General features: G+C 37.0%; 6 protein-coding genes. 3 read left to right on the top strand and 3 right to left on the bottom strand.

Going from position 1 to position 23,527, the window contains the following annotated elements; all coding sequences use genetic code 11:
• Positions 1 to 143 precede the first annotated feature (143 nt).
• Complete coding sequence (gene ezrA, locus F5ESL0261_RS04475) at positions 144 to 1,862, bottom strand: septation ring formation regulator EzrA (protein WP_122052316.1); 1,719 nt, start codon at positions 1,860 to 1,862, stop codon at positions 144 to 146.
• A gap of 421 nt (positions 1,863 to 2,283) precedes the next feature.
• Here ezrA and rpsD point away from each other — a divergent pair, with 421 nt between their 5' ends.
• The 3 genes from rpsD to F5ESL0261_RS04460 all read left to right on the top strand — a co-directional run bounded on the left by rpsD (position 2,284) and on the right by F5ESL0261_RS04460 (position 4,736).
• The gene (gene rpsD, locus F5ESL0261_RS04470) at positions 2,284 to 2,895 is read left to right on the top strand and encodes a 30S ribosomal protein S4 (protein WP_109586202.1); all 612 of its coding nucleotides are present in this window, start codon (positions 2,284 to 2,286) and stop codon (positions 2,893 to 2,895) included.
• 71 nt (positions 2,896 to 2,966) lie between these two features.
• Positions 2,967 to 3,434, top strand: coding sequence for a YueI family protein (locus F5ESL0261_RS04465; RefSeq protein ID WP_122052315.1), 468 nt, complete (start codon positions 2,967 to 2,969; stop codon positions 3,432 to 3,434).
• The gene (locus tag F5ESL0261_RS04460; RefSeq protein WP_122052314.1) at positions 3,435 to 4,736 is read left to right on the top strand and encodes a replication-associated recombination protein A; all 1,302 of its coding nucleotides are present in this window, start codon (positions 3,435 to 3,437) and stop codon (positions 4,734 to 4,736) included.
• A 68-nt stretch (positions 4,737 to 4,804) separates the two neighbouring features.
• Here the strand turns inward: F5ESL0261_RS04460 and F5ESL0261_RS04455 are convergent, their stop codons facing one another.
• Positions 4,805 to 9,055 (bottom strand): SLAP domain-containing protein, encoded by a 4,251-nt coding sequence (locus F5ESL0261_RS04455; RefSeq protein WP_158595196.1) that lies wholly within the window; start codon positions 9,053 to 9,055, stop codon positions 4,805 to 4,807.
• Positions 9,056 to 9,494: 439 nt separating this feature from the next.
• Positions 9,495 to 23,474: an SLAP domain-containing protein gene (locus tag F5ESL0261_RS04450; protein ID WP_122052312.1), complete on the bottom strand. Its 13,980-nt coding sequence runs from the start codon at positions 23,472 to 23,474 to the stop codon at positions 9,495 to 9,497.
• Between the last annotated feature and the right edge of the window lie 53 nt (positions 23,475 to 23,527).

The raw sequence follows: 23,527 nt of genomic DNA, 5'->3' as shown, positions 1-23,527 counted from the left end.
CACTACAAGGTCAGCTATTAACTTATAAATTGTAACTTAAAATAATCTAAGCTTCAATTATTTATTCATTAGCAATAAAAAAGCCTTAAAATCCTTTACAAATTTTAAAGCTGAGATTTTTGTTTGACAAAAGTTTATAAAATTTAGTCATTATTTTTCTTATCCGAATAATATAAATTTTCTAAACGCTGGTATGAACCCGGTTCCACTTTTTCAATAGCAGTTGCAATGGTATCAAGAGCATCCTTATAATTATAGTCTTGCTCATAAAGATCCATTGCCTTTTTCTGAGCACTTTGTATTGAACCATTGTCAGAATATTTGTTTGAATACTGCAAAGTCAGTTGGACTAAATCCGCAGAATTAATAATGTCATCAGCTTCTCTTTTTAGTCTTTCAACGTCATCAGAGATTTGGATTAATTCCTGAGAAATTTTTTCCATATTTAAACGAACTTGACTCAATTCTTTTGCTACATGACCGATTTCATTAACAACTAGTGTATACATTTGAACAAAAGAATCCGGGTTACCTGGCAAATTTTTACGTTCTAACCGCCGATAAACTAAAGACACTTCTTGTTTAAAACGATTAATTGAATCATTAGCGACATTCTCCGAATCATAAAGGCCATCGACGTCTTGCGACATTGTCTTTTGCTGATTGCTAATTTCACGTAGACGGTCAAGCATGTTTAACCACGATGACTTGATTTGTGAATAAACTCCTTTGCCGTCAGCAACATTTTGCGTGTCAACTGTATATTGCCGTTCCATGTCATTGACTTCCTGCTCTAGTTGCCTGCTGGTAGCAAGCTCATTATGCGTAAGCTCGTAACTCTCATCGATGTGACGCAATTTGGCCACCAAGTTTTTGGACTCAACCTGTTCATGAACAAGAAGTCTCTGGATTTTGTCCTGATTTTCTTCTACAAAAGGTCTTGCCTTATATTCATTAGCCAAAGTATCGTATAGAGCAGCAATTTCCTTTTTGATTTTTGCAATACTTGTGTTTAAATCAGATATTTTTAATTCTGTCAGTAATCTTGCCGCATCAGCCACTTGACCGCGAATTTTTTTAATTTCGGCTAAAACGTCAACTTGAGTAATGTAGTATTTTGAAGACATCATTTTCTTATAACTATCAGATAGCTCATCCAGTTGGTCTTTAAAAACTGTATCAATTTGGTGACACGCATTTTTAACTTCTGGAAGAACGGAACTGATATTTGTCAAAGCTACTTTAATCTTTGATAAAATACGCTTTGCCTCAACCTGGTCTCCTTGAGCAGTCAAACTCTTGGCTTCTGAAAAGTCAGTTTCCATATTGGTCAAATCAGTTTCAATTTTATCAAGTGCAGTACCATATTCGTATGAATTTGCCAAAACCCCCTTACGCAATTCTTTAAATTGATTGAATAAGTCATTATACTGCTTTTGGTTTTCACGGTTTGATTCAAGTAATTCGGTAAAAACTTCTTTTGTGTTTTTAGCGTCTTTATAAGTTGAACCCATGATTTCCTGAGCCTGTTTAATATTTTTGTGAGCCTTGAATATTTGATAATGAGCGTTTTGGTCAGCAGCTTGTTCAAGAAAGCTCTGTGCAGCAGGAATTTTTTTAGTTGATGCCTGCTCATAGCTTTTGCGCCAAGTAGTCAGTGTGGTCAGACTCTCACCTGCTAAATCCATTTTATCCAGATTAATAATGTCTGTTTCTAAATGCATTTTGGCAATTTTAGTGATCAAATCGTCCAATTCAAGAATCTGCCTTAATTGGCGTCGATTGACTATGATCATAAGTGCTATAATTATAATAATGATTAAAATTGCAATGATTACAACTATGGATTGAGTCGATGACATATTCTTCCTCCAAAACTACCCCAATTATACCAAACTTCTACATTATTGTGGGCAAGAGTTTTTTAAACTAGCACATTTCATTATGCTATAAAAATTGATATGTAGTATTGATAAAAACTACATTACTTTTAAACAAAATATTGATTTTTATATGTCTTTATAAACCAAATTTCCTTTTTCTTCCTATAATATTAAAGCAGTCAATGTTTTCCTTGCTTTAATAAGTCAATACAACTATAATATAGAACGTGTAAAATATTTGCAGCTATAAGTGGCAAGAACGTCAACATCTTAATACGTTTTAGTGAACGAGTAACCGACGCTGCAATAGGCGAAAATGAAAATTAAGATGCACGAATGTTAAACTTATACGTAATTATTTTACTCCAAAAACTGTTATCAGATTTTATTGGAGGATTTTATGTCAAGATATACAGGTCCAAGTTGGAAACGTTCCAGAAGATTAGGAATCTCACTTTCAGGTACTGGTAAGGAGCTTAGCCGTCGTAACTACGCTCCTGGTCAACATGGTCCTAATTCACGTGGTCGTTTATCAGAATACGGCGAGCAATTGCACGAAAAGCAAAAGTTGCGTTGGATGTATGGTTTAAACGAGCGTCAATTTAGAACTTTGTTCAAACGTGCTGGTAAGATTCGTGAAGGTGAACACGGTACTAACTTCATGGCTTTACTTGAATGCCGTTTAGACAGCATCGTTTACCGTTTAGGTTTTGCTACTACAAGAGAGCAAGCAAGACAATTGGTTAACCACGGTCACATTACTGTTAACGGCAAGCGTGTTGATATTCCTTCATACGAAGTCAAGGTTGGTGAAACCATTGGTCTCAAGGAAAAGTCAAAGAACTTGCAACAAGTTAAGGATGCACTGGAAGCAGTTGTATCCCGTCCATCCTTTGTTTCATTCGATGATAACAAAGTAGAAGGTTCACTTGTTCGTCTTCCAGAACGTGATGAAATGGAACCAGAAATTAACGAAGCTCTAGTTGTTGAATACTACAACAAGTTACTTTAATTTCTACATTTTCACAAAACCCCTTTCCTACTTGGAGAGGGGTTTTTGCTACCCGAAAGGAAATCTCATCAATGACTGAAGATTTAAATACCAGAGTTTCAAATGCTGCACAAGGCATCACGCCACAGACAAAACCTGACGAACGCAGAAGGTTTTTAGGGTCTCTTCGTGAACGCGTTTTGGTTAGAATGACTAATTCTGAAGTGCAGGATCCCAAATTAACCAGCCTTTTTTTACAACATTTCAAAGATTATGTCGGTTACAATATACTGATAAACGGTAATTTGCATGATAATTTTGTTGATCAGGTAGAAACTTATTGTAGCAAATACGAAACTTCTTTTACCATTGTTAATAATGAGACAGCTAAAACTGGTCCTGATGATTCAGCAATATTAGTGGTAGCTTCCAGTGCCATTAACAAAATGCGCATTGAAATAAGTCAAGTTTATCCACCAGAAATGCCTAAAGCTCAGCTTGCTGATACAAGTCAAAAAAAAGCTGGCTTTTGGCATAGTCTTTTCCACGGAGATAATTAAATGAAGCCATTAGCTTATAGAATGAGACCGCAAAATTTGAATGAAGTTGTTGGTCAACAACATTTAATTGGTCCAGGAAAAATTATTCGGAGAATGGTCGAAGCCAAAATGCTATCTTCGATGATTCTTTATGGCCCCCCTGGAATCGGCAAAACAAGTATTGCCAGTGCTATTGCCGGCTCCACTAAATATGCCTTTCGCCAGCTTAACGCTGCTACTGATAGCAAAAAGCAGTTAGAACAAGTAGCAGCAGAAGGAAAATTAAGTGGAACTGTCATACTGTTACTAGACGAAATTCATCGGTTAGATAAAACGAAACAGGATTTTCTCCTGCCACTTTTAGAGTCAGGACAAATTATTTTAATTGGGGCGACAACTGAAAACCCCTATATTGCTATCTCCCCCGCTATTCGTTCTCGCTGTCAGATTTTTGAACTAAAACCACTGGCAAAAGAAGACGTAAACAAGGCAATTGACCGTGCGCTTATAGATGATAAAAATGGTTTAGGAAAATACCATGTAAAATTAACTAATGATGCCAGAGAATTATTGGTGCAAAAAGGCAACGGTGATTTACGCGCCACATTAAATGGACTGGAACTGGCAGTGCGATCAACCAAGCAGGAAATGATTGCAGCTGGTCAAAATGATGAAGATGAAATAACTATAAATCAAGATGAAATGACTAATTCTATTCAGTTACGCAGTCAAAACTTTGACGCCAAAGGTGACGGTCATTATGACTTGGTATCAGCTTTCCAAAAATCAATTCGTGGTTCTGATACGGATGCATCTTTGCATTATTTGGCCAGATTAATTGAATCAGGAGATTTAGTCGCAATTTGTCGACGATTAAGTGTGATTGCTTATGAAGATATCGGTTTGGCAAATCCAGCTGCTGTGCAGCACACACAAATTGCCATTCAAGCAGCAAAGAATCTGGGATTTCCAGAAGCGCGCATACCCTTAGCTAATGCTGTAATTGAGCTTACTTTGTCGCCTAAGAGCAATAGCGCTATTAGTGCCATTGATTTGGCTCTGCAAGATGTAAAAAATAAAGATTACGGCGCAATACCAGCGGACTTAAAAGATGCTCATTACTCTGGTGCCACAAAATTAGGCCATGGCAAAGATTACATTTACCCACACTCTTTTGCAAATGATTGGGTAGCCCAACAGTATTTACCAGATAATCTGGTTGGAAAACAATATTTTCAACCCAAGGGTAATTCTAAAATTGAAAAAGGGTTAAAAAAACAATACGAAACTTTGCATGAAATGCAGAAAAATGGTTTAAAATAATAAAAACATTCAAAAAGTGCCACAATTTTTAACAATTGTGGCACTTTTCTTGTTATCAGGTAGTTAAACTAACCCTTAAAATTTGCTTTTTTAACAAATTCGCTGGTAGTTAAAGTGTAATACTTTTTACCTTTAATTCTGACTGCTGTTCCGTAAGTATTTACAGACTTATGCTTCTTCAGTACTTTCTTACCTAGGCGATTACCATATTTACTGTATACATAGGCATTATGCTCCAATTTTAGTTTCTTGGCATCGATATTTCCTGCAGCTATATACAAGCCATTTTCAAGTGCATAATATACTCTCTTATTGATAACTTTTTGAGTTGAAACATCAATCGTGGAACCGGTATTTATTACCAAGCCGTTTGCACGAACACCGTTTTCATCATAAAGATAGGCATTGTGCATTACCTTTTTGTTGATAATTACTTGAGATTGATCAGCTGCAGCAACTGCAGCAACTTCTTTTGCTTTCTTTACAGTTGTTTTTTCCTTATGACTTGTGAAGTTTGCTGCCTTGACGAAACGGTTTTTGGCAACAATATAGTATTTCTTGCTCCGAATCTTAACAGAGCTGCCATAAGTCCTAACTGCCTTACCGGCTTTAAGCTTACCATATTTTCTGACACGTTTGCCGTATTGATTATAAATGTAAGCATTATGATGCAATTGTTTAGCGGTACCTTTGACATTGCCAGCCGCAACATAGTATTTCTTACCGTTTGCTCCCTGGTCTACTAAAACATAATATTGTCTATTATTGATTGTCTCAGTACCAATCGTTTCAAGTATCGAACCAATCCCTAAGATAATTCCATTGGCACGATGACCATTATTATCATAAAGATAGGCATTGTGGTTTAGAACAACTCTTACTGTCTTAGCTGGTTCCTGGCTGTTTTCCGGCATATTAGGAGTTTGGTTGTTTTGATTGTTATCAGGATTAATATTAGTTATATTTGTGACTTGATCGCTGCCACCACCCGAATTAATAACATTGGTCACATTCACGTTAGTATCAATTGCATCACGATATAGTTGATCTATACCATCATTACGTTTTTGGGTAATGAGTTCGCTTACTGCTGGACTTTCATTTATGCGATTAGTTGCTTTATCAAAATCTTTTTGAATTTGCTGCTTTATCTTATCCTTAACAGTAGAGCTGTAATCAGTATTACTGTCTACAATATTGTCAGCAGCTGTCTTTGCATCAGATAAGGCTCCATTAGCAATTAATTTTTCACCAGCGAGTTCAGTTGCTAAATCCGTCGGATTAGAACTAAGAGCCTTTTTTGCTTCTTCATAATTCTTATCAGTCTGATCATGATTAATGTTTGGACCAAATTTTTGTAATTTGTCAACTGCAGCCTTATGGGCTTTAGCAAGGCGCTCAAGCAATACATCCGGATCATGCTGCAAAACATTTTCACCTTCTTGACTATCAGCAATCGCTTCACTGATAATCTTGTTAACAGCTTCATTACGGACAGTATCTATACCTTCTGTATCCGAAGGTTTATCTAATGTACCCGACTGATCTTTAGATCCGTTTGCTTCAAGTACATCTTTTTGAATCTGTTTCTTTAAAGCTTTCTTTTCATTATCGGTATATACAGTACCATCCTTATGTTTTAGATTATCAACTCTTGCTTCTGCGTTTGTAGCGGTATCACAAACCTCGCCTTTAGCCAATTCTCTCTCGGCTGCTATTTCTTTTGCGTTAACCTCTGCAACCGTACTACCAGTAATTCCTTTATATTTATTAAATACATTATCAACTTCAGTGGTCTTAGCGCTATCACTAAATTCCTTCTTTAGTCTGGCAATAGCTTCTTTGTATTTTTTCTCAAACTCATCATTTGCATACTTAATAGCATTTTCTAAGTCTGTCTTTTCACTATCCTGAAGTGCTTTTATCTTATTAATTGCAGCTTCAGTAATTTTTTCAATTTTTGCAACAGTTTCTGCGTCTTCAATATCACTATTAGCTTGAGTTACAATATCTTTAACGGCAGCTTGTCCCTTAGGACTTAAGACTTTATTTGCCTGTGCAGCAGCATCTTGAATCTTATCTTTACCTGCCAGTTTTGCGAAAGAGACCTCGGCATTAGTAGCAATTGTATTGAATTCTTGTTGTGCCTTACTTACTGCAGCAATAATAGCATCTACATTTGGAGCACTGTCAATCTTATCTTTGGCAGCATTCTTGGCATCAGTGATAGCTTTAATAGCAGCATCGTATTCATCTTTTTTAGCAGATTTTTCAGTTTCGGTTAATTTTTCATAAGCTTTATTGACACGATCAAGCGCTGCGTTTGCATCTACATCAACTGCATTCCTGCTGCTGCTTTTATCATTAGACAAGTCATTATTTTCTTTATTGTCAGCTGTATTTTTAATTTGTTTAATTTGGTCGATAGCAGCGTCCCGAAACTTGGTCACTTCGTGAATGTTTCTGGCTTGGTCAAGGTTTTCTACAGCATCCTTATTAATTTTATCAACAGCATTCTGATCATTCGGGTCTTTTAAATTTTGCTTAACAATATCACTTATTTGTTGAACAGTTTCTTTTGCTGACTCTTTGGCAAATTCTAGTGAAGTATCATCTGTTACACCATTAATTTTATCAATGCCAGTTTTAGATATGGTGCTTACATTATTTTTATCTGTAGCACTTGAAATTGCTGCTTCAGCATCATTTTTAGCTTTTTCAATAGCTTCTAATGCTTTTTCAAGTTTGCCTTTTTCTTTATCTTTACCATCTTGACCCAGGTTATTATATTCATCTTGAACTTTATTCTTGGCATTCTCGGCTGCATTTTCAACTCTTATTTTTTCAATAAGTTTAGCCCTTTCAAGATCAGCTAAATAAGCTGCTTTTTCAATCGCATCAATAATAGCTTTTCCAGCTTTTTCAGCCGCATCTGCCCTCTCAACAGTAGGTTGCTGTCCCACTATATTTTTGGCATCATCACAAGCCTGACTGATTGCCTTTTTTGCTTTTTCTTTGTCAGCTTCTGATAAATTGGAATTATTAATATTTTCAGTTACTTTTTGTGCATATTCATCAAGATTCTTTTGATCTAATCCAATTTGTTGATTTAAATTCGAAGCTTCTGAATATACCGTATTTATTTTAATAATGCCATTACTTTTTTCCGTATCAGCTAAGCCTAAATCACCAGCTTTTTCTATATTGTTGATAGTAGTCTGATAGTATAGGTTAACTTTATCTTTTAGAGAACTCTTTCTTTCAGCACTAATGTTTGGTAAATTGTCAATCAGCTCATTAACCAAGGTTTGAGTGTCAGTTACATCTTCAATTAGTTCTGCAATTTCATCTGGTTCAAGTACATTATACTTGTTCAACTCCGCTTGGTCAGCATCTGATTTGACAGCAAAAATATTTTTTATTGTTTTATCTGTTATTAAATATATTTTTTGAATGGAGTCAGCAGTGGTAAAATCTGTATCAGCTTGCTTTTTCTCTTCATCAACAAGATTCTCATAAATTTTATCGTTGGCCTTAATAACACTTTTTTTAGCATTATTAGCTTGTTCGTCAACGTTTGCTTTGCTTGTAATAGCATCAATAGTTGTCTTTTTGGCAAAATGCAGTTCTGCAGCCGCTGCAAGATTTAAAATGTCCTTAATAGCAGTTTCTGCTGTTGAATCTATTTCTTCAACATTTTTACCTGCATTGAGTTTAGCTAAAAGTTCATTATCAATTTTATCAATCTGAGCCAAATAATCATTTTTAGTGTTCAAGTCGTCTTGATCTTTTGAGGAAGAACTATATGCATTATTTACTCTAATTTGCACAGTTTGAATTGTAGATGTTATATCAAATTTTCTATTATTTCGTACTGATTCAATATCACCTTGATCGGATCCATCTTTTTTCAAGTGTTCTTTAGTAAGACCGTTTTTTGCAACTTGATCAGTATCAGCTTTTTTAGCAACGTCTGTTTGAACACCTGAAACAGTATTATCAGGTGCAGACTTTTGGACAGAGGAAGTGCTTGCGGCATTTTTCTTGTCACCATCAGTCCCAGTATTTTTACTAGAACCAAGTTTGATAGCATTATCATTGACATGAGGTTTTTCAGAAACTGATTCTGTTTTATCATCGGCCTGCTGTGCTATCGATTCAGTATCAGCTTTAACTGTTTGACTGCCAGCTCCGAAAAAAGCGTATCCCAATAAAACAGAAGCCACTCCAACTGTTAATTTGCGAATTGAAAAATGATCCTGCCTTGCTTGTAATTTCATTTTTCTTAATTTCTCATTATAGTTATTCTTACTTAGCATTATTAGTCCTTCCTTGTTATTTAGACGCATCTAAATTGTATAACATCTGTTATTTATTATCAATATAATGCATATTATTTTGTATTAAATTATAAATAATACTAATTTTAATATAAGTAGTATTACATCTGTTATATTTATTTTATCTTTTATACCAACATTTAAAGTAAAGACAGCAGTTTTAATAATCGTATAAACATGAAAATTTGGATTTAAATAAATATATTTATACATAATCTTGTTATAAATTATATTAATATATAAATATATTTTATTTTAATTTTTAAAGTTTTTTAAACTGATTTTAGTGTTAAAAATTAACTGAAATAGTAGGTTGCAGTTTTAATGTGTTATATATTGATAATTCAAAAAATATTTAGAAAAAAAGTGCCACTATTTTTTACAATTGTGACACTTTTCTTGTTATCAGGTAGTTAAACTACCCTTTAACATTAGCTTTTTTAACAAATTTACTTGTTGTTATAGTGTAGTACTTTTTGCCTTTAATCTTTACTGGATTACCGTAAGTCTTAATTGATTTACGTTTCTTTAGTACTTTCTTACCCAGGCGATTACCATATTTACTGTATACATAAGCATTATGCTTCAATTTCAGTTTCTTGGCATCGATATTTCCTGCAGCTATATACAACCCGTCTTCAAGAACATAATATAACTTCTTGTTGACAACTTTTTGCGATACTACGTCAATGTTTGAACCGGCACTTATTACTAAGCCATTTGCACGAATACCATTTTGATCATAAAGATATGCATTGTGCATTATCTTTTTATTAACAATGATATGAGATTGGTCTCCTGCTTCAACAGCAGCAGTTTGTTTAGCCGTTGTCGTCTTTAAAGGTACATTTTGGCTTGCAATATTTGCTGCTTTGACATAACGATTCTTGGCAATGATGAAGTATTTCTTACCGCGAATCTTAACGCTACTGCCGTAAGTATTAATAACTTTGCCTGACTTCAGTTTACCTGACTTCTTAACCCGCTTGCCATACTGATTGTAAATGTAAGCATTATGCTTCAGTTTTTGAGCTGTACTCTTAACATTGCCAATTGCAACATAGTACTTCTTATTATCGGCACCTTTGTCAACTAAAACATAATATTGTTCACCGTTAATTGTTTCAATACCGTAAGTATCAAGAATTGATCCGGCTCCCAAAGTAATGCCATTTGCACGTTTACCTTTACTATTGTACAGGTAGGCATTATGCATTAAGATTACTCTTTCAGAATCTTCATTCTTCTTATCAGTTTCCTTATCTTTATCATCAGTCTTATCAGGTTGAGCAGGTGCTATCGGTTGAACTTGCTGTCCGCTACCACCGTTTTCTATAATATTGGTTACATTAACATTAGACTCCGTGGCATCGCGTTTTAATTGATCAATACCAAGGTTACGTTGCGCAGAGATTACCTCACTGACTGTTGAACATGCATTAATACTGTTCAAAAATTCATTGTAATCCTTCACAATATGCTCTTTGATTTGCTTTTTAGCATCAGAATCATAATCAGAATTACCATCAACAAGCTTATTGGCAGCCTTTTGTGCATCTGCTAATGCACCCTGGGCAATTAGCTTTTCTCCTTCAAGTTCAGTTGCTAAGTCGGTTGGCTTTGCGTTAAGTTTTGCTAGCGCTTCTTCATATCTTTGCTGAATGGTACTATCATCAGTGTCAGGAGTAAACTTATCTTTCAAATATTTTGAAGCAGCTGTGCGAGCTACGGCTAGTCTTTGACTGAGAACGTCTTTATCTTGATTTATGATGTTGTTAACTTCTTGACTGTCAGGAACTGTTTCACCAATTATCTTGTCGATTGCATCTTTACGTGCTTTGTCAACACCTGCTGAATCACTTGCTTGATCAATAGTACCATTCTTATCAATAGCTTCATGAATATCTTTATCAATTTGGTTTTTGATAGCATCTTTTTCAGCCTGAGTATAGTCAGTACCATCCTTGTGCTTTAAATCGTCAATTTTCTTCTTAGCATTTGTACCAGTGTCTTGAACTTCGCCTTTAGCCAATTCCCTTTCGGCTGCCAATTCGTGCTCTTTAACTTCATCAACCGATGTACCAGTGATGTCCTTATTAGTGTTAAATGCCTTATCTACTTCAGTAGTATCTGCATCTTTGCCAAACTTATCTTTTAGTCTTGCTACTGCATCATCGTGCTTTTTGCTCAATTCTGCTTTGGCATTTGAGATAGCTTGCGCTAAGTCTTTTTCATCATTACCTTTTAAGGCATTAATTTTATCAATAGCGTTTTGCTTAATTCTAGCAATATTGGCAACAGTTTCAGCTGAATCAATATCAACACTTGACTGTTTTGCTATCTCATCTACCCGATCCTGATTATCTTTACTCAAGCTTGGTTTAGCTGTAGAAGCTGCTTTATTGACTTCATCTTTTGCAGCTACTCTGCTAAAGGCCAATTCAGCTGTTGTCGCCGCAGAATCAAATTGTCTTGAAGCACTGTCAACTGCTGCTGCAACCGCGTCTGCATTAGTAGCACTGTCTATCTTAGCTTCGGCTGCTTTCTTAGCTTCCTCAATAGCGGTTAAAGCACTGTCATAATCAGCTTTAGTAGTTGCTTTTTGAGTGTCATTAAGCTTGTTATAAGCTTCATCAACACGGTTCTTAGCTTTAGTTGCTGCCTGGTCAACATTTGTTTTATTAGTTGACTTGATAGCAGCTAAGTTATCTTTATCTGATTGATCTGCAGAATTCTTAATACCCTTAATTGCAGTAATTGCCTTGTCACGAGTGCTATTTACAGAATCAATTGTAGTTGCAGCTTCAATATCTTTATTAGCTTGAGCAACAAGAGAGTCAACCTTGTCTTTGTCGTCTTGTTTATTTAAGCCACTCTTGATATCATCAGCAACTGCTTTAATTGCGTCCTTAGCTGCAGCTTGAGCAAAGGCTAATTCGGCATCGTTCTTGGCTTTGTCAATGTCAGTCTTAGCTTTATCAGAAGCATTGTTGACATCTTGCTTGGAAGTTGCTGAATCTATTGCTTTTTCGGCATCAGCTTTAGCCTGATCAATATCTGCTTTAGCTTTGTCATACTTATCTTTAACTTCCTTCTGCTCATCAAGAGTCAGTTTATTATAATCATCATCAAGTTGTTTCTTAGCATTGTCTGCCGCAGCCTCGACTTTGGTCTTTTCGGTAAGTTTAGTATTTCCTAAATCTGTATCTGTAGCCGTTTTTTCAGCTGTATCAATTGCACTCTCTCCAGCTTTTGCGGCTGCGTCCGCCTTTTCAACAGTTGGCTGTGAAGCAACAGTCTCTTTAGCATCATCTCGAGCTTTATTGATTGATTCAATAGCCTTTTCTTTGTCAGCGTCAGATAAATCAGACTTATTAATCTTGTCAATTGCTGCAGAAGCATGATCATCTAATTTCTTTTGATCATTTGCAATAGCTGTGTCTAAGGACTTTGCATCCTCAAGAACTTTGCCCATGTTATCGATGCCTTCTTGTTTAGCACTGTTAACTTGGTCAGAAGTAGTTGTACCTGCGTCTTTGATCTTATTAACTGCATCTTGGTAATAGCGATCTACTTTATCTTTTAGAGCAGCCTTGTTTTCATCACTGATGTTTTTCAAGGAGTCGATGCCATTTTTAACTTCAGTTTGTTTGTTAGTTAAAGCATCAATTGCAGCTTTCTTGTCATTATCAAGCTCAGTTGCAGCTGCCTTATCTGCGTTTGTCTTAACAGTATCAATGTCACCTATGGCTTTATCTCTAATATCATTGATCTTTTGCACTGTATCAGCTGTATTTAACTGCGTATTAGCTTCGTTGACAATGCCTTCAACTTTAGTCCTATCACTTTCAAGGCTCAAGCCATTTTCGATCTTATCTGCTTCATTCCTAATATCTTCTTTAGCAACTACCCTTGCAAAAGCTACTTCAGCCTTAGTGGCCGCCTGATCAAAGGCTGTATTTGCAGTTGAAACAGCTCCAGCCACTGCACTCTTGTCTTTTGCTTGCGCAATAGCATCATTTGCTGCTTTTTGTGCATTTTTAATTGCAGTAATAGCTACAACATGATCTGCTTCAGTCTTGGCTTGTTGCTGCGAACTAAGCTTATTATATGCATCTTCAACCCGTTTTGTAGCGGCTGCAGCAGCTTCATCAACACTTGCCTGACTATTGTCTTTAGCTTCTTCTAACTTAGCTTGTTCAGTGGTATCAACAGTATTCTTCACCTTATCAATATCATTGATGGCTTGATCTCTGATGTCATTGACCTTTTGCACTGTATCAATTGAAGCATTGTCAATATTTGCCACTGCATCGTCAGCGATTTTCTGAACTGCTTCCTGATCCTTTTCATCTTTCAGATTCTTAATCACATATGCAGCTTCAGCCTGAACCGCATCTTTAGCAGCTGCTTTTGCAAAAGCTACCTCTGCAGTAGTTGCTGCTTCGTTAATCTTGTTAACTCCATCATTAGCTGCTGAAGTAATAGCATCTTTGCTTGTTGCTGCATTGACTGCATCAATGGTTGCAGTTTTGGCATTGTCAATTGCGGTAATTGCATTATCATGGTCCTGTTTTGCTGCTGCCTTTTGACTTGAACTTAGTTTTTCATAAGCATCATCAACTTGCTTCTTAGCTGCTTCTGCGGCATTAGTGATATTCTGAGTGCTGTCTTTGCGAGCTTGATCTAGCAAAGCCTTGTCTACTGCTGATGCTGTATTTTTAACGGCATTAATGGCGCTAATGGCGTTCTCTTTGATGCTGTTTACTTTGTCTACCGTATCTGTTGCAGCAGTATCAAAAGTGGTATCTGCTTGATCAGAAATGTTTTGAACTTTTTGTTTATCATCAGTGTTCTTTAACTGACTTTGGGCATCGGCGGCTTCTTTGTGAACTGCATCTTTAGCTGCTACTTTTGCGAACGCTACCTCTGCTTTTGTTGCTTCCTGATCAAATTTTTGGTCTGCTGTTGCTGCTATGGCAACCACAGCATCTTTAGTTTCAGCATTTTGAATATCGGCAATTGCTTTTTGAAGTGTATTGTCAATGGCAGTAATAGCATCATCATGAGCCTGCTTAGTTTTTTGTTGTTGATCTTTTTCTAGATCCCCATAAGCTTTTTCTACTCGAGCCTTAGCTGCATCTGCTGCACTGTTCACATTACTCTTTTGATTATTCTTAGTTTCTTCTAGGCTTGCTTGCTCATTACCATTAGCTGCGTCTTTAACAGCATCAATATCATCAATTGCTTTATCTCTAATGCTGTTTACCTCTTGCACGGTGTCCGTATTGCTATCGTTAAACTGGATATTAGCTTGGGTAACAATACCATCAACCTTGTTTTTATCAGCTTGAGACTTCAGATCATTCTTAATCTTTGTTGCTTCCTTTTGAACAGCAGCTTTAGCTATAACTTTAGCAAAGGCCACTTCAGCTTTGGTTGCAATATCATTAAACTTGGTCTTAGCATTATCTACTAACCCATTAACTTCGTCAGCAGTTTGGGCTTGACCAATTTGGATATTTGCTGCATCTGCAGCGTTGTCAATTGCAGTAAGAGCATTTTGATATGCTTGATAATTATCATTCTTTTGGTCAGAATTAAGATTATTATAAGCATTTTCCACACGTTTTTTAGCATCTGCAGCAGCACCGTTAACATTGGACTTGCCATTAGTCTTAGCTTGATCCACGGTTGCCTGGTCAACAGCAATAGCAGTCGCTTTAACAGCATCGATGTCGCTAATTGCCTTGTCTCTTAATTTATTAACAGTTATTATATCGGCAGCAGCATCAATAGCTGTGTCAGCTTGCTCTGAAATTGCATCTACTTTTTTCTTATCAGTATCTTTACTTAAACTACCCTTAACAGTATTTGCCTCATTTTGAACCGCCTCTTTAGCAGCTGCTTTAGCAAATGCTAATTTAGCACCTGTTTCGGCCTGTGTGAAAGCCTGATCGGCATCTCCTGCAGCCTTACTTACGGCATCCTTATCCGTTGCTTTTTCTATAGCATCTTTAGCTGCAGCCTGAGCATTAGTAATAGCTTGAATTGCCTTGTCATAATCCGTCTTGGTTGCTGATTGTCCATTTGCACTAAGACTATTATATGCATCATTAATTCTTTGCTTTGCAGCTGCGGCAGCTTGATCAATACTCTGCTTAGTATCATCCTTAACTTTAGCAAAATCCTTTTGCTCATTTTCTTCAGCAGTATCTTTAACGGCATCAATGTCTTTAATAGCTTGAGCTGCAATAATATTTACATTATCTACGCTTACAGCTGCAGCAAGATCATTTTCTGCTCGTAACACTATGTTATCGACTTTTGTTTGGTCAACTTCCTGCTTCAAACCTTTTTTGACTTTATCAGCCTCAGCTTGGATTGCAGTCTTAGCTGTCACTCTGGCAAATGCTACTTCAGCTGTTGTAGCAGCCGTATCAAAGGCAGCAGATGCAGTACTTACCGCTTTAACAATTGCATTCGCATTTGCAGCCGCACTAATCGCATCATTTGCTGTCGCTTGGGCTTGAGTAATGGCATCCATAGCTTTACTGTAATCACTTGCAGCTAAAACTTTTTCGTCTTTTCCAAGATTGTCATAAGCATCTTGAACACGTTTTTTAGCAGCTTTAACTAAATCATCAACACTACTCTTATTATTTTCCTTTGTTTTCTCCAGTTCTTTCTGTTCATTGTCATCCGCAGTTGCTTTTACATTACTTATATCGCTGATTGCTTTATCTCTGATGCTGTTTACTTTATCTACAGTATCCGTTGCAACTGCGTCAATATCTTTATCTGCTTGATCAGAAATTGCTTGTACTTGCTTCTTATCATCAGTTTTATTCAACTGATCTATGATTGATTTGGCTTTTTCATGAACTGCATCTTTAGCTGCTACCTTGGCGAAGGCCACTTCTGCTTCAGTTGCAGCAGCATTAATCTTATTAATACCCTCAGTTGCTGCCTGAGTAATTTCTGTTTTTGAATTTGATGAAGAAATTGCATCGTTAGCAGCTTTTTGGGCACTTGCAATTGTGTTAATGGCATCATCATGAGCCTGTTTGGCCACTGTTTGTTCAGTTTCCGTCAGCTTACTATATGCTGCTTCAACTCTCTTCTTAGCTGTTTCAGCTGCTTCATTAATATTCTCAGAGCTGTCTTTGCGAGCTTCGTCAACAATAGCTTTATCTACTGCATTTGCTGTATTTTTAACAGCCTTAATAGTACTAATTGCGCTGTCTTTAATGCTGTTTACTTTGGCAACAGTATCTGTTGAATTTTGCTCAATTTCTGTAATAGCATTGTTAGCGATATTTTGCACAGAAGTCTTATCGTCTTGACCTTTCAGATCGGCAATAGCACTCTTTTCTTCAGCCTGAATCGCATCTTTAGCAGCTGTTTTTGCAAATGCTACCTCTGCTTTTGTTGCTTCTTGATCAAGTTCCTGCTCAGCTGTTGCTGCTATATCGCTTACCTTATCCTTAGTTTCAGCACTGGCAATATCGCTTTTTGCTTTAAGGCGCGTATTTTCAATAGCAGCAAGAGCATCAGTATAGGCCTGCTTTGTTGCATCTTGTTCAGCAGGTGTCAGCTGAGCGTATGCCGTATCAACCCGGGTTTTAGCGTTTGCTGCTGCTTTGTTAACATCACTAGTCCTATTATTCTTAGTTTCTTCCAGACTGGCTTGTTCACCACCATTAGCTTCAGCTCTAACAGCGTCAATATCTTTAATAGCCTGATCCCTAATACTGGTTACTTTAGCTACAGTATCAGTATTAGTGCTATTAATACTGGTAGTAGCAGTGGTAGCAATATTGTCAACCCGATTCTTATCAGAATCAGCCTTTAGGTCTTGTTTAACCTTATTAGCTTCATTCGAAATATCTGCAACAGCTGTTACCTTAGCAAAAGCTATTTCCGCTTTTGTGGCTGCATTATCAAACTGAGCTTTAGCAGTGTTAACTATCTCCGATATCTGATCACTTGACTGTGCCAGTGCAATTTGATTATTCGCACTAGTTGCAGCATTGTCAATCGCATCATGGGCGTTTTGGTAAGTCTGGTGATTGGCATTCTTTTGAGAATCATTTAATTTGTTATAAGCATCATCGACACGTTTTCTAGCAGCGTCAGCAGCTTCATTAACATTAGCGGTGTTGTTTTTCTTGTTTTCATTTAGCTGTGCTTCTTTAACAGCGTCTGCCACAGCTTTGACACCATTAATATCATTGATAGCCTGGTCCCTAAATCTAACCACGTCAGTTATAGTAGTAGCATTGTCAATGTTAGAATTTGCTTTAGTTACTATCTCTTGTATTTTTTGCTTGTTTTCATTATCAAGACCGTTAGTGACAGCATCTGCTGCTGCTTTAACTGCAACTTTAGCTCCCAATTTTGCAAATGATAGTTCAGCTTTGCTAGCAATATCATTAACTGCAGAAATTCCTGTTGTAGCGGCACTGGTAGCATCATCTACTGTCTTTGCAGCTTGAATTGCCGCATCCGCAGTATTCTTTGCTTCATTAATGTCGCTGAGAGCTTTATTATATTCTGACTTAGCCTGCTCTTTTTCAGGTGCACTTAACTCGTTATAAGCATTCTGAACGCGTTGAGTTGCATCAGCTGCAGCTTTATCAATATTAGCTTTATTAACTGTTTGGGAATTGTCAATTGCTGCATCAGCTGTAGCTTTAACATTATCAATGTCTTTAATTGCCTGGTCTCTAATGAAGTCAACTTTGGTAACACTGTCGGCATTGTTCAAATCAGTTTGAGCTCGGCTTACTATACTGTCTACTTTATTAAGATCAGCTGTTTGCTTTAAGCCTTGCTTGACATTGTCCGCTTCGCCTTGAACTGCATCTATCGCAGCCACTTTGGCAAAGGCCAGTTCGGCGTCAGAAGCTGCCTGCGTAAAGGCTTTATTAGCATTATCAACAGCTGTCGTAATTTCTGAATTAGATTGTGCAGCAGCTATTGCACTCTCTGCTACAGTCTTAGCTTTATCAATAGCATTATTAGCTGCGTTATAAGCAGTTTGGACTGCCGTTGTCTTTTGCTCATCAGCTGTAAGCTTATCATAAGCATCTTTGACCCGCTTCTTAGCGGCATCTGCTTGGGCATCAACACTTGCCTTGCTTAATTCCTGTGCTTTTTGAATTGTTTGCTCTGCATTACTTTTGACGTTGTCAATTGCCTTGATTGCATTCTCTTTTATTCTATTTACGTTATCAACGTTCTCAGCAGCACCAATGTCATCTTTTGCTTGACTAACAATTTCATCTACTTTATTTTGATCGGCTGTTTCTTTGAGATTAGGTTTTACTTTTGCCGCTTCAGCTTGTACTGAGTCGTTAGCAGTAATCTTGACAAAGGTTAATTCAGCTGCATCTGCCAGCTTATTAATGTTTGTTGTACCTTCACTTGCTGCGGCAGCAACTTCAGTTTCAGTAGTTGCGGCTGCAATCTTTGCTTCAGCTGCAGTTTGGGCATTCTTAATATCTGCAACAGCTTGGTCATGTGTGCCCTTATTGGCTGCCTTTTCAGCAGTTGTTAAGTTGTTGTAAGCAGCATCCACCCGTGCAATCGCTGCTTGAGCTGCTCCATCAATACTAGTCTTATTCAGCTCTTTTGCTTTATCAACTTTTTCCTTTGCACTTGAATCGGCTGTCGTTTTAACCTGGTCTATATCTTGGATTGCCTGATTTTTGATATTATTAATTGTTGACACATCAGTAGCAGCGTCTATCTTGCCATTAGCTGCAGTAACAATGCCATCAACCGTTTGTTGATCAGCTGTGCTTAAGCCAGGCTTAACCTTAGCAGCTTCATTTGCAATTGCTTCTTTTGCATCGGCTTGAGCAAAAGTAACTTCTGTCTTTGTTTCAATAGCAGCGATTGCCTGTGTGCCTGTTCCAGCTGCAGCTATAATATCTTCCACATTTTGTGCGTTCTGAATATTGCTTTTAGCAGATTTAGCAGCTTGGTCAATATCATCTACAGCTTTCTGTAACGATTCTTGGTAACTAGTTTGGTTAGCCTGTGACAACTTATTGTAAGCATCACTTACACGCTTTTTAGCTGCTGTGGCTGCCGCATCAATATTAGCTGTCTGAGTATCCTTGTTAGCCTTAATTTCGGCTTCCTTAACTACATCAGCAGTAGTTTTAACATTATCAATATCTTTAATTGCCTGATCTTTGATGCTGTTGACCTTGTCGACTGTAGTGGCTTTTTGGAAATCGCTATTAGCTGTTGCAACTATACTATCAACTTTCTGTTGATCAGCTGCACTTAAATTCGGCTTGACGCTGTCAGCTTCTTTCTTGACAGCATCAACAGCTGCTATTTTGGCAAAAGCAACTTCAGCTGTGGTTGCCGAGTTGTCAAACTTGTCTTTAGCAGTATTAAAGGCATTAATGATTGCATCTTTGCTTGTAGCAGAGTTAATTGTTTCAGTGGCTACGGCTTTAGCCTGATTTATAGCTGTAATTGCAGCCGCTTTATAGGCATCAGCTCTTTGCTGCTGACCAGCTTCCGTCAAACTATTATAAGCTTTATTCACACGATCAATGGCGCTATCAGCAGCAGCGTTAAGATTAGCAGTGTTAGAAGTTTTAATGGCTTCAATGTTGGCTGCATTAGCGGCGTCTTCAGCTGCTTTTATCGCTTTTTCGCCATCATCTGTGGCCTTATCTGCATCTTCAGCCGTTAATTTTTTGCCCACATTTAACTTGGCCTCATCACGAGCTTTGTTGATGTCGGTAACCGCTTTTTGCTTGTCTTCATCAGACAGGTCAGTTTTATTAATTCGATCCGTTGCAGCTTGGGCGTAATCATCAAGTTTCTTCTGATCAAAAGCAATTTCCTTATCCAGTGCTGTTGCTTTGTTCCAAACACTGTCAATGTTTCTAATCCCGGTGTTCTTCTCAATGTCTACCTGTTCAAGGCTTGCTGGCGTCGGGTTGTTAACTTTGTCAACTGCGTTTTTATAGTAAGTTTCAACTTCTTTATTTAATGCAGTTTTAGCATCATCACTGATATTCTTTAAATTAGCAATGTTATCTTCAACAGTTGCTTTTTCAGCTGCTAATTCTTTCAAGGCATTGTCTTTAGCGGTTTTTAAATCACTTGCAGCCTTATCAATAACTTGTTGTGCCTTAGCATCTGTTAAAGCTTGATCAATGTCTGCTACACCCTTACCTTGTGCTTTAGTGATTTCATCAAAACTTTCACAGTCATCAATAACTTTCTTTGCAGCGTCGTATGCCTTTTGGGCTTGATCTTGATATATCTTAACGTTGTCCTGAGTTAAACCACTATTTGCTAAATCAGCGATTTGGTTAACTACACCCGGCATTCCGGAAGTACCGTTACCATTGAGCTCATTATCAAGTGCCTGTTTAGCAGCTTCTTTTGCTGCAGCCAATTTATTTTGTTCATCTGACTCTTCATTAGCAATTTGCAAGGCTTTTTTTACAAGGTCAAGAGCCGTTTCTTTACGTCTATTGACTTCGGCAATGGTATCTGCACCATAAACTGTTGTGTCTTTATTAGTTTCAGTGACTGAATCTGCCATTGCCAATGCTTTAGCCAGTTCTTCTTCAAAAGTCTTTGATTGACTTTCTTTTAAATTAGTTGGCTTCTTGCTTTCGGCATCTTTTACCGCATTTCTAATCGTAGTGGCAGCATCGTCTTGGGCTTCTGACAAAGTAAGAATATCTAAACTCTTTTGCACTGGACGAGCACCTGCATCAATAAGGGTTGGACTGTACTCAACAAAGTTGGCGTCTGGGATTATTTCAACTTTATCGCCCTTATTCATGTTTAAGGTAACATCAGCAGGTATTGTCACTGCAAAGGTCCCATCTGGATTGATCTCAGAGGAGAATACATTGGGCAATTTGCTAATATTATCCTCAATACTTCCACGATAGGTATCGGTAGTATTTACATACGGTTTCAAATTTTCATTTTGGAGAATTTGTTTATCATAATTTGGATTACTACTAATATATTTAACAATGACATACCCCTTAGTACCTTTCGGGAAATACTTATAAAAGGCATTGTCATTACTTGGGCCATCTACCTCTTCACTGTAATTTGATACCTTTCCTGTGATAGTTCTAGAGCCATCTTCATTTTTGATAACTTGCAAGCCATCTTCATCGATATCCAGGAAGCCGCTTGGGTTAGCGGGAACAAAAGCTATATTATTGTAGCTACTAGTATCTTTACTACTCAAAGCACTCTCTAAGGCATTTTTAACAATATTATCTAATGTATTAGTTCCTGGATTTTTAACGGCAGCTTCAGCTGCTGTTAAGAACGAAACAAAACTCTTGTCATTGACAATGTTTTTGATTTCGGGGTCATTTTTAATCTCATCTAACTGCTCTTGGGATAATGTTTTGTTACCATCCAGCATTTCAATCGTGTTTACATTAATACCAGTATTAGTTTTCTGCATTTGCAAAACATGGAATGGTGGTAACGTAAAAGCTTTACCCGTACTGCTTTGTAGTTGTTGTCGCACATTTGTAATCGTTATTTTATTATTACCGATAACGCTTGTATTGGGATTTATGTTATTGTGGGCATCCAAAACAAATGATGTCGGGTTATTAACTTTGAAAGTGCCACCAGAGACATCAAGTAAAGTAATGCTTCCAGAACCAGCAATGTCTCCCAGGCGAATATTGAAGCTGCCGTTTTCAACGTCGGCTGTCCCCGTGACATAAACCAAGGTACCTGAATAATCACCCATGTTATTTCCCAGGATGTTCATTTCACCATTGGGATTAATAGTCAAATTACCGTTGTCAAAAAATAAATTGTTGGAACCTTTATCAGCAATATTACCATTAGTTTGTATGTTAACTTGACCATTTTGCATAACGTTAAAAGTTGAACTAGCATCATTCAAATATACCGCTCTTGATCTAGCACCATTTCTCGTGCCTTTATAAGGCATGACTGTATTATCACCAATGTTAATATTTAAGATGCCAGCAACCTGTACAGTTCCTGCGCCTTCCATATAGATGGCACTATAAGGGAAACCATATTCACCATCGTCATCATTGCCATCATAGGTTTGAACAGGAATAAGATTTACTGTGGCGCCTCTATGAATTTTAAGAGTGTTGCCATTACTTTTCATCTCAATTATAGTTCCGCCATATGTTGAACCTGTAAATTCGCCATCCAAAAAGTCAATACTATTATTTTTTGTGTTTCTAAATTCAAACAGCTGTTGCTGATTATTAAGTATGTTTGACGTCTTAATATTCCGACAATCATTATTACCCGTGAAATAAATATGGGTATTATCACCTGAATATATTAATTGTGTACCTCTAAAAGTACAATTATTAAAAATTATATTAGTATGAAAAGAACCGCCTACATATAGTGTATCCCAAACACCATAAAAGTCGTTACTCTTGATATTTATATTTTGAAAAGTAACATTTGCGTTTGTTCCAGCTGTTTGTATAGGCGCATTTCCAGCAAAATCCAGAGTATACTTGTTATTAGCGTCGGACCTAATTAATAAATCACGTCCAGGAACGCTAAATGTAGTGTTCCAAATACCTGAAGGTGCAATAACGTCATTCATTAAAACAATTTCAGTAATTTTTTGATTATTTAGTGCGTTTTTTAAATCTTGCCAGCTACTTACTTGATATGATATTCCATCACCAGCATCTTTTAATATTGGAATTTTATCATTTGCTGCAGTTGTTTCATCTATATCACCATTTCGTTCGTTATTAGAATTACCATCATTTTCTGGTTTAATCACATTTGCCTGTGAATCTTCTGGCAATTTACTATCATTTGCAGAATTCTCTCCTGAAGTAATATCAGTGTTAGTGTCTTTACCAGTTGCATCAGTCTTTGCCGGTGTGACTGCGTTTGCGTCATTTGCACCAGTTTCCGGCTGCTTAACAGCAGTGGATTGATCAGACTCTTTACTATCCTTTTTTGTCTGCTCTTTTGTAGTTCCAGCCTTGCTTACAGACTTCGAGTCTTCATCACTACTTTTAAAAAATGAAGATAAGCCTGAAAAGGTAGATAATTTTGGCTCTTTTTCGGTCTTTTGGGTTTGTCTATCATTTTGAGTTGATTGAGAATCAGCTTTCTTATTTTCTGACGCAGCTTTACTCAAATCAGACTCGGATGATTTGGTTTCAGTTTTACTATCGACTTGTTGAGTTGATGGCTCAGTATCGGCTTTAACCGTTTGACTGCCTAAACCCAGAAAAGTGAATCCTAACAAAACAGAAGCAGCACCGATTGTCAATTTGCGAATTGAAAAGCGGTCTTGCTTTTGTTGCATTTCCATTTTTCTTAAGCGTTCTTTAAAGTTATTTTTGCCTAACATAAGTTGTCCTTCCTTGAATTTAAAAATACACTTTGAATTTTATAACTAGCGTT

It is taken from the genome of Lactobacillus sp. ESL0261 (assembly GCF_003693025.1).
In the GTDB taxonomy this organism is placed as follows: domain Bacteria; phylum Bacillota; class Bacilli; order Lactobacillales; family Lactobacillaceae; genus Lactobacillus; species Lactobacillus kullabergensis.
The sequence above is the reverse complement of the archived record's forward strand: the minus strand, read 5'-3'. Positions and strand labels throughout refer to the sequence as shown.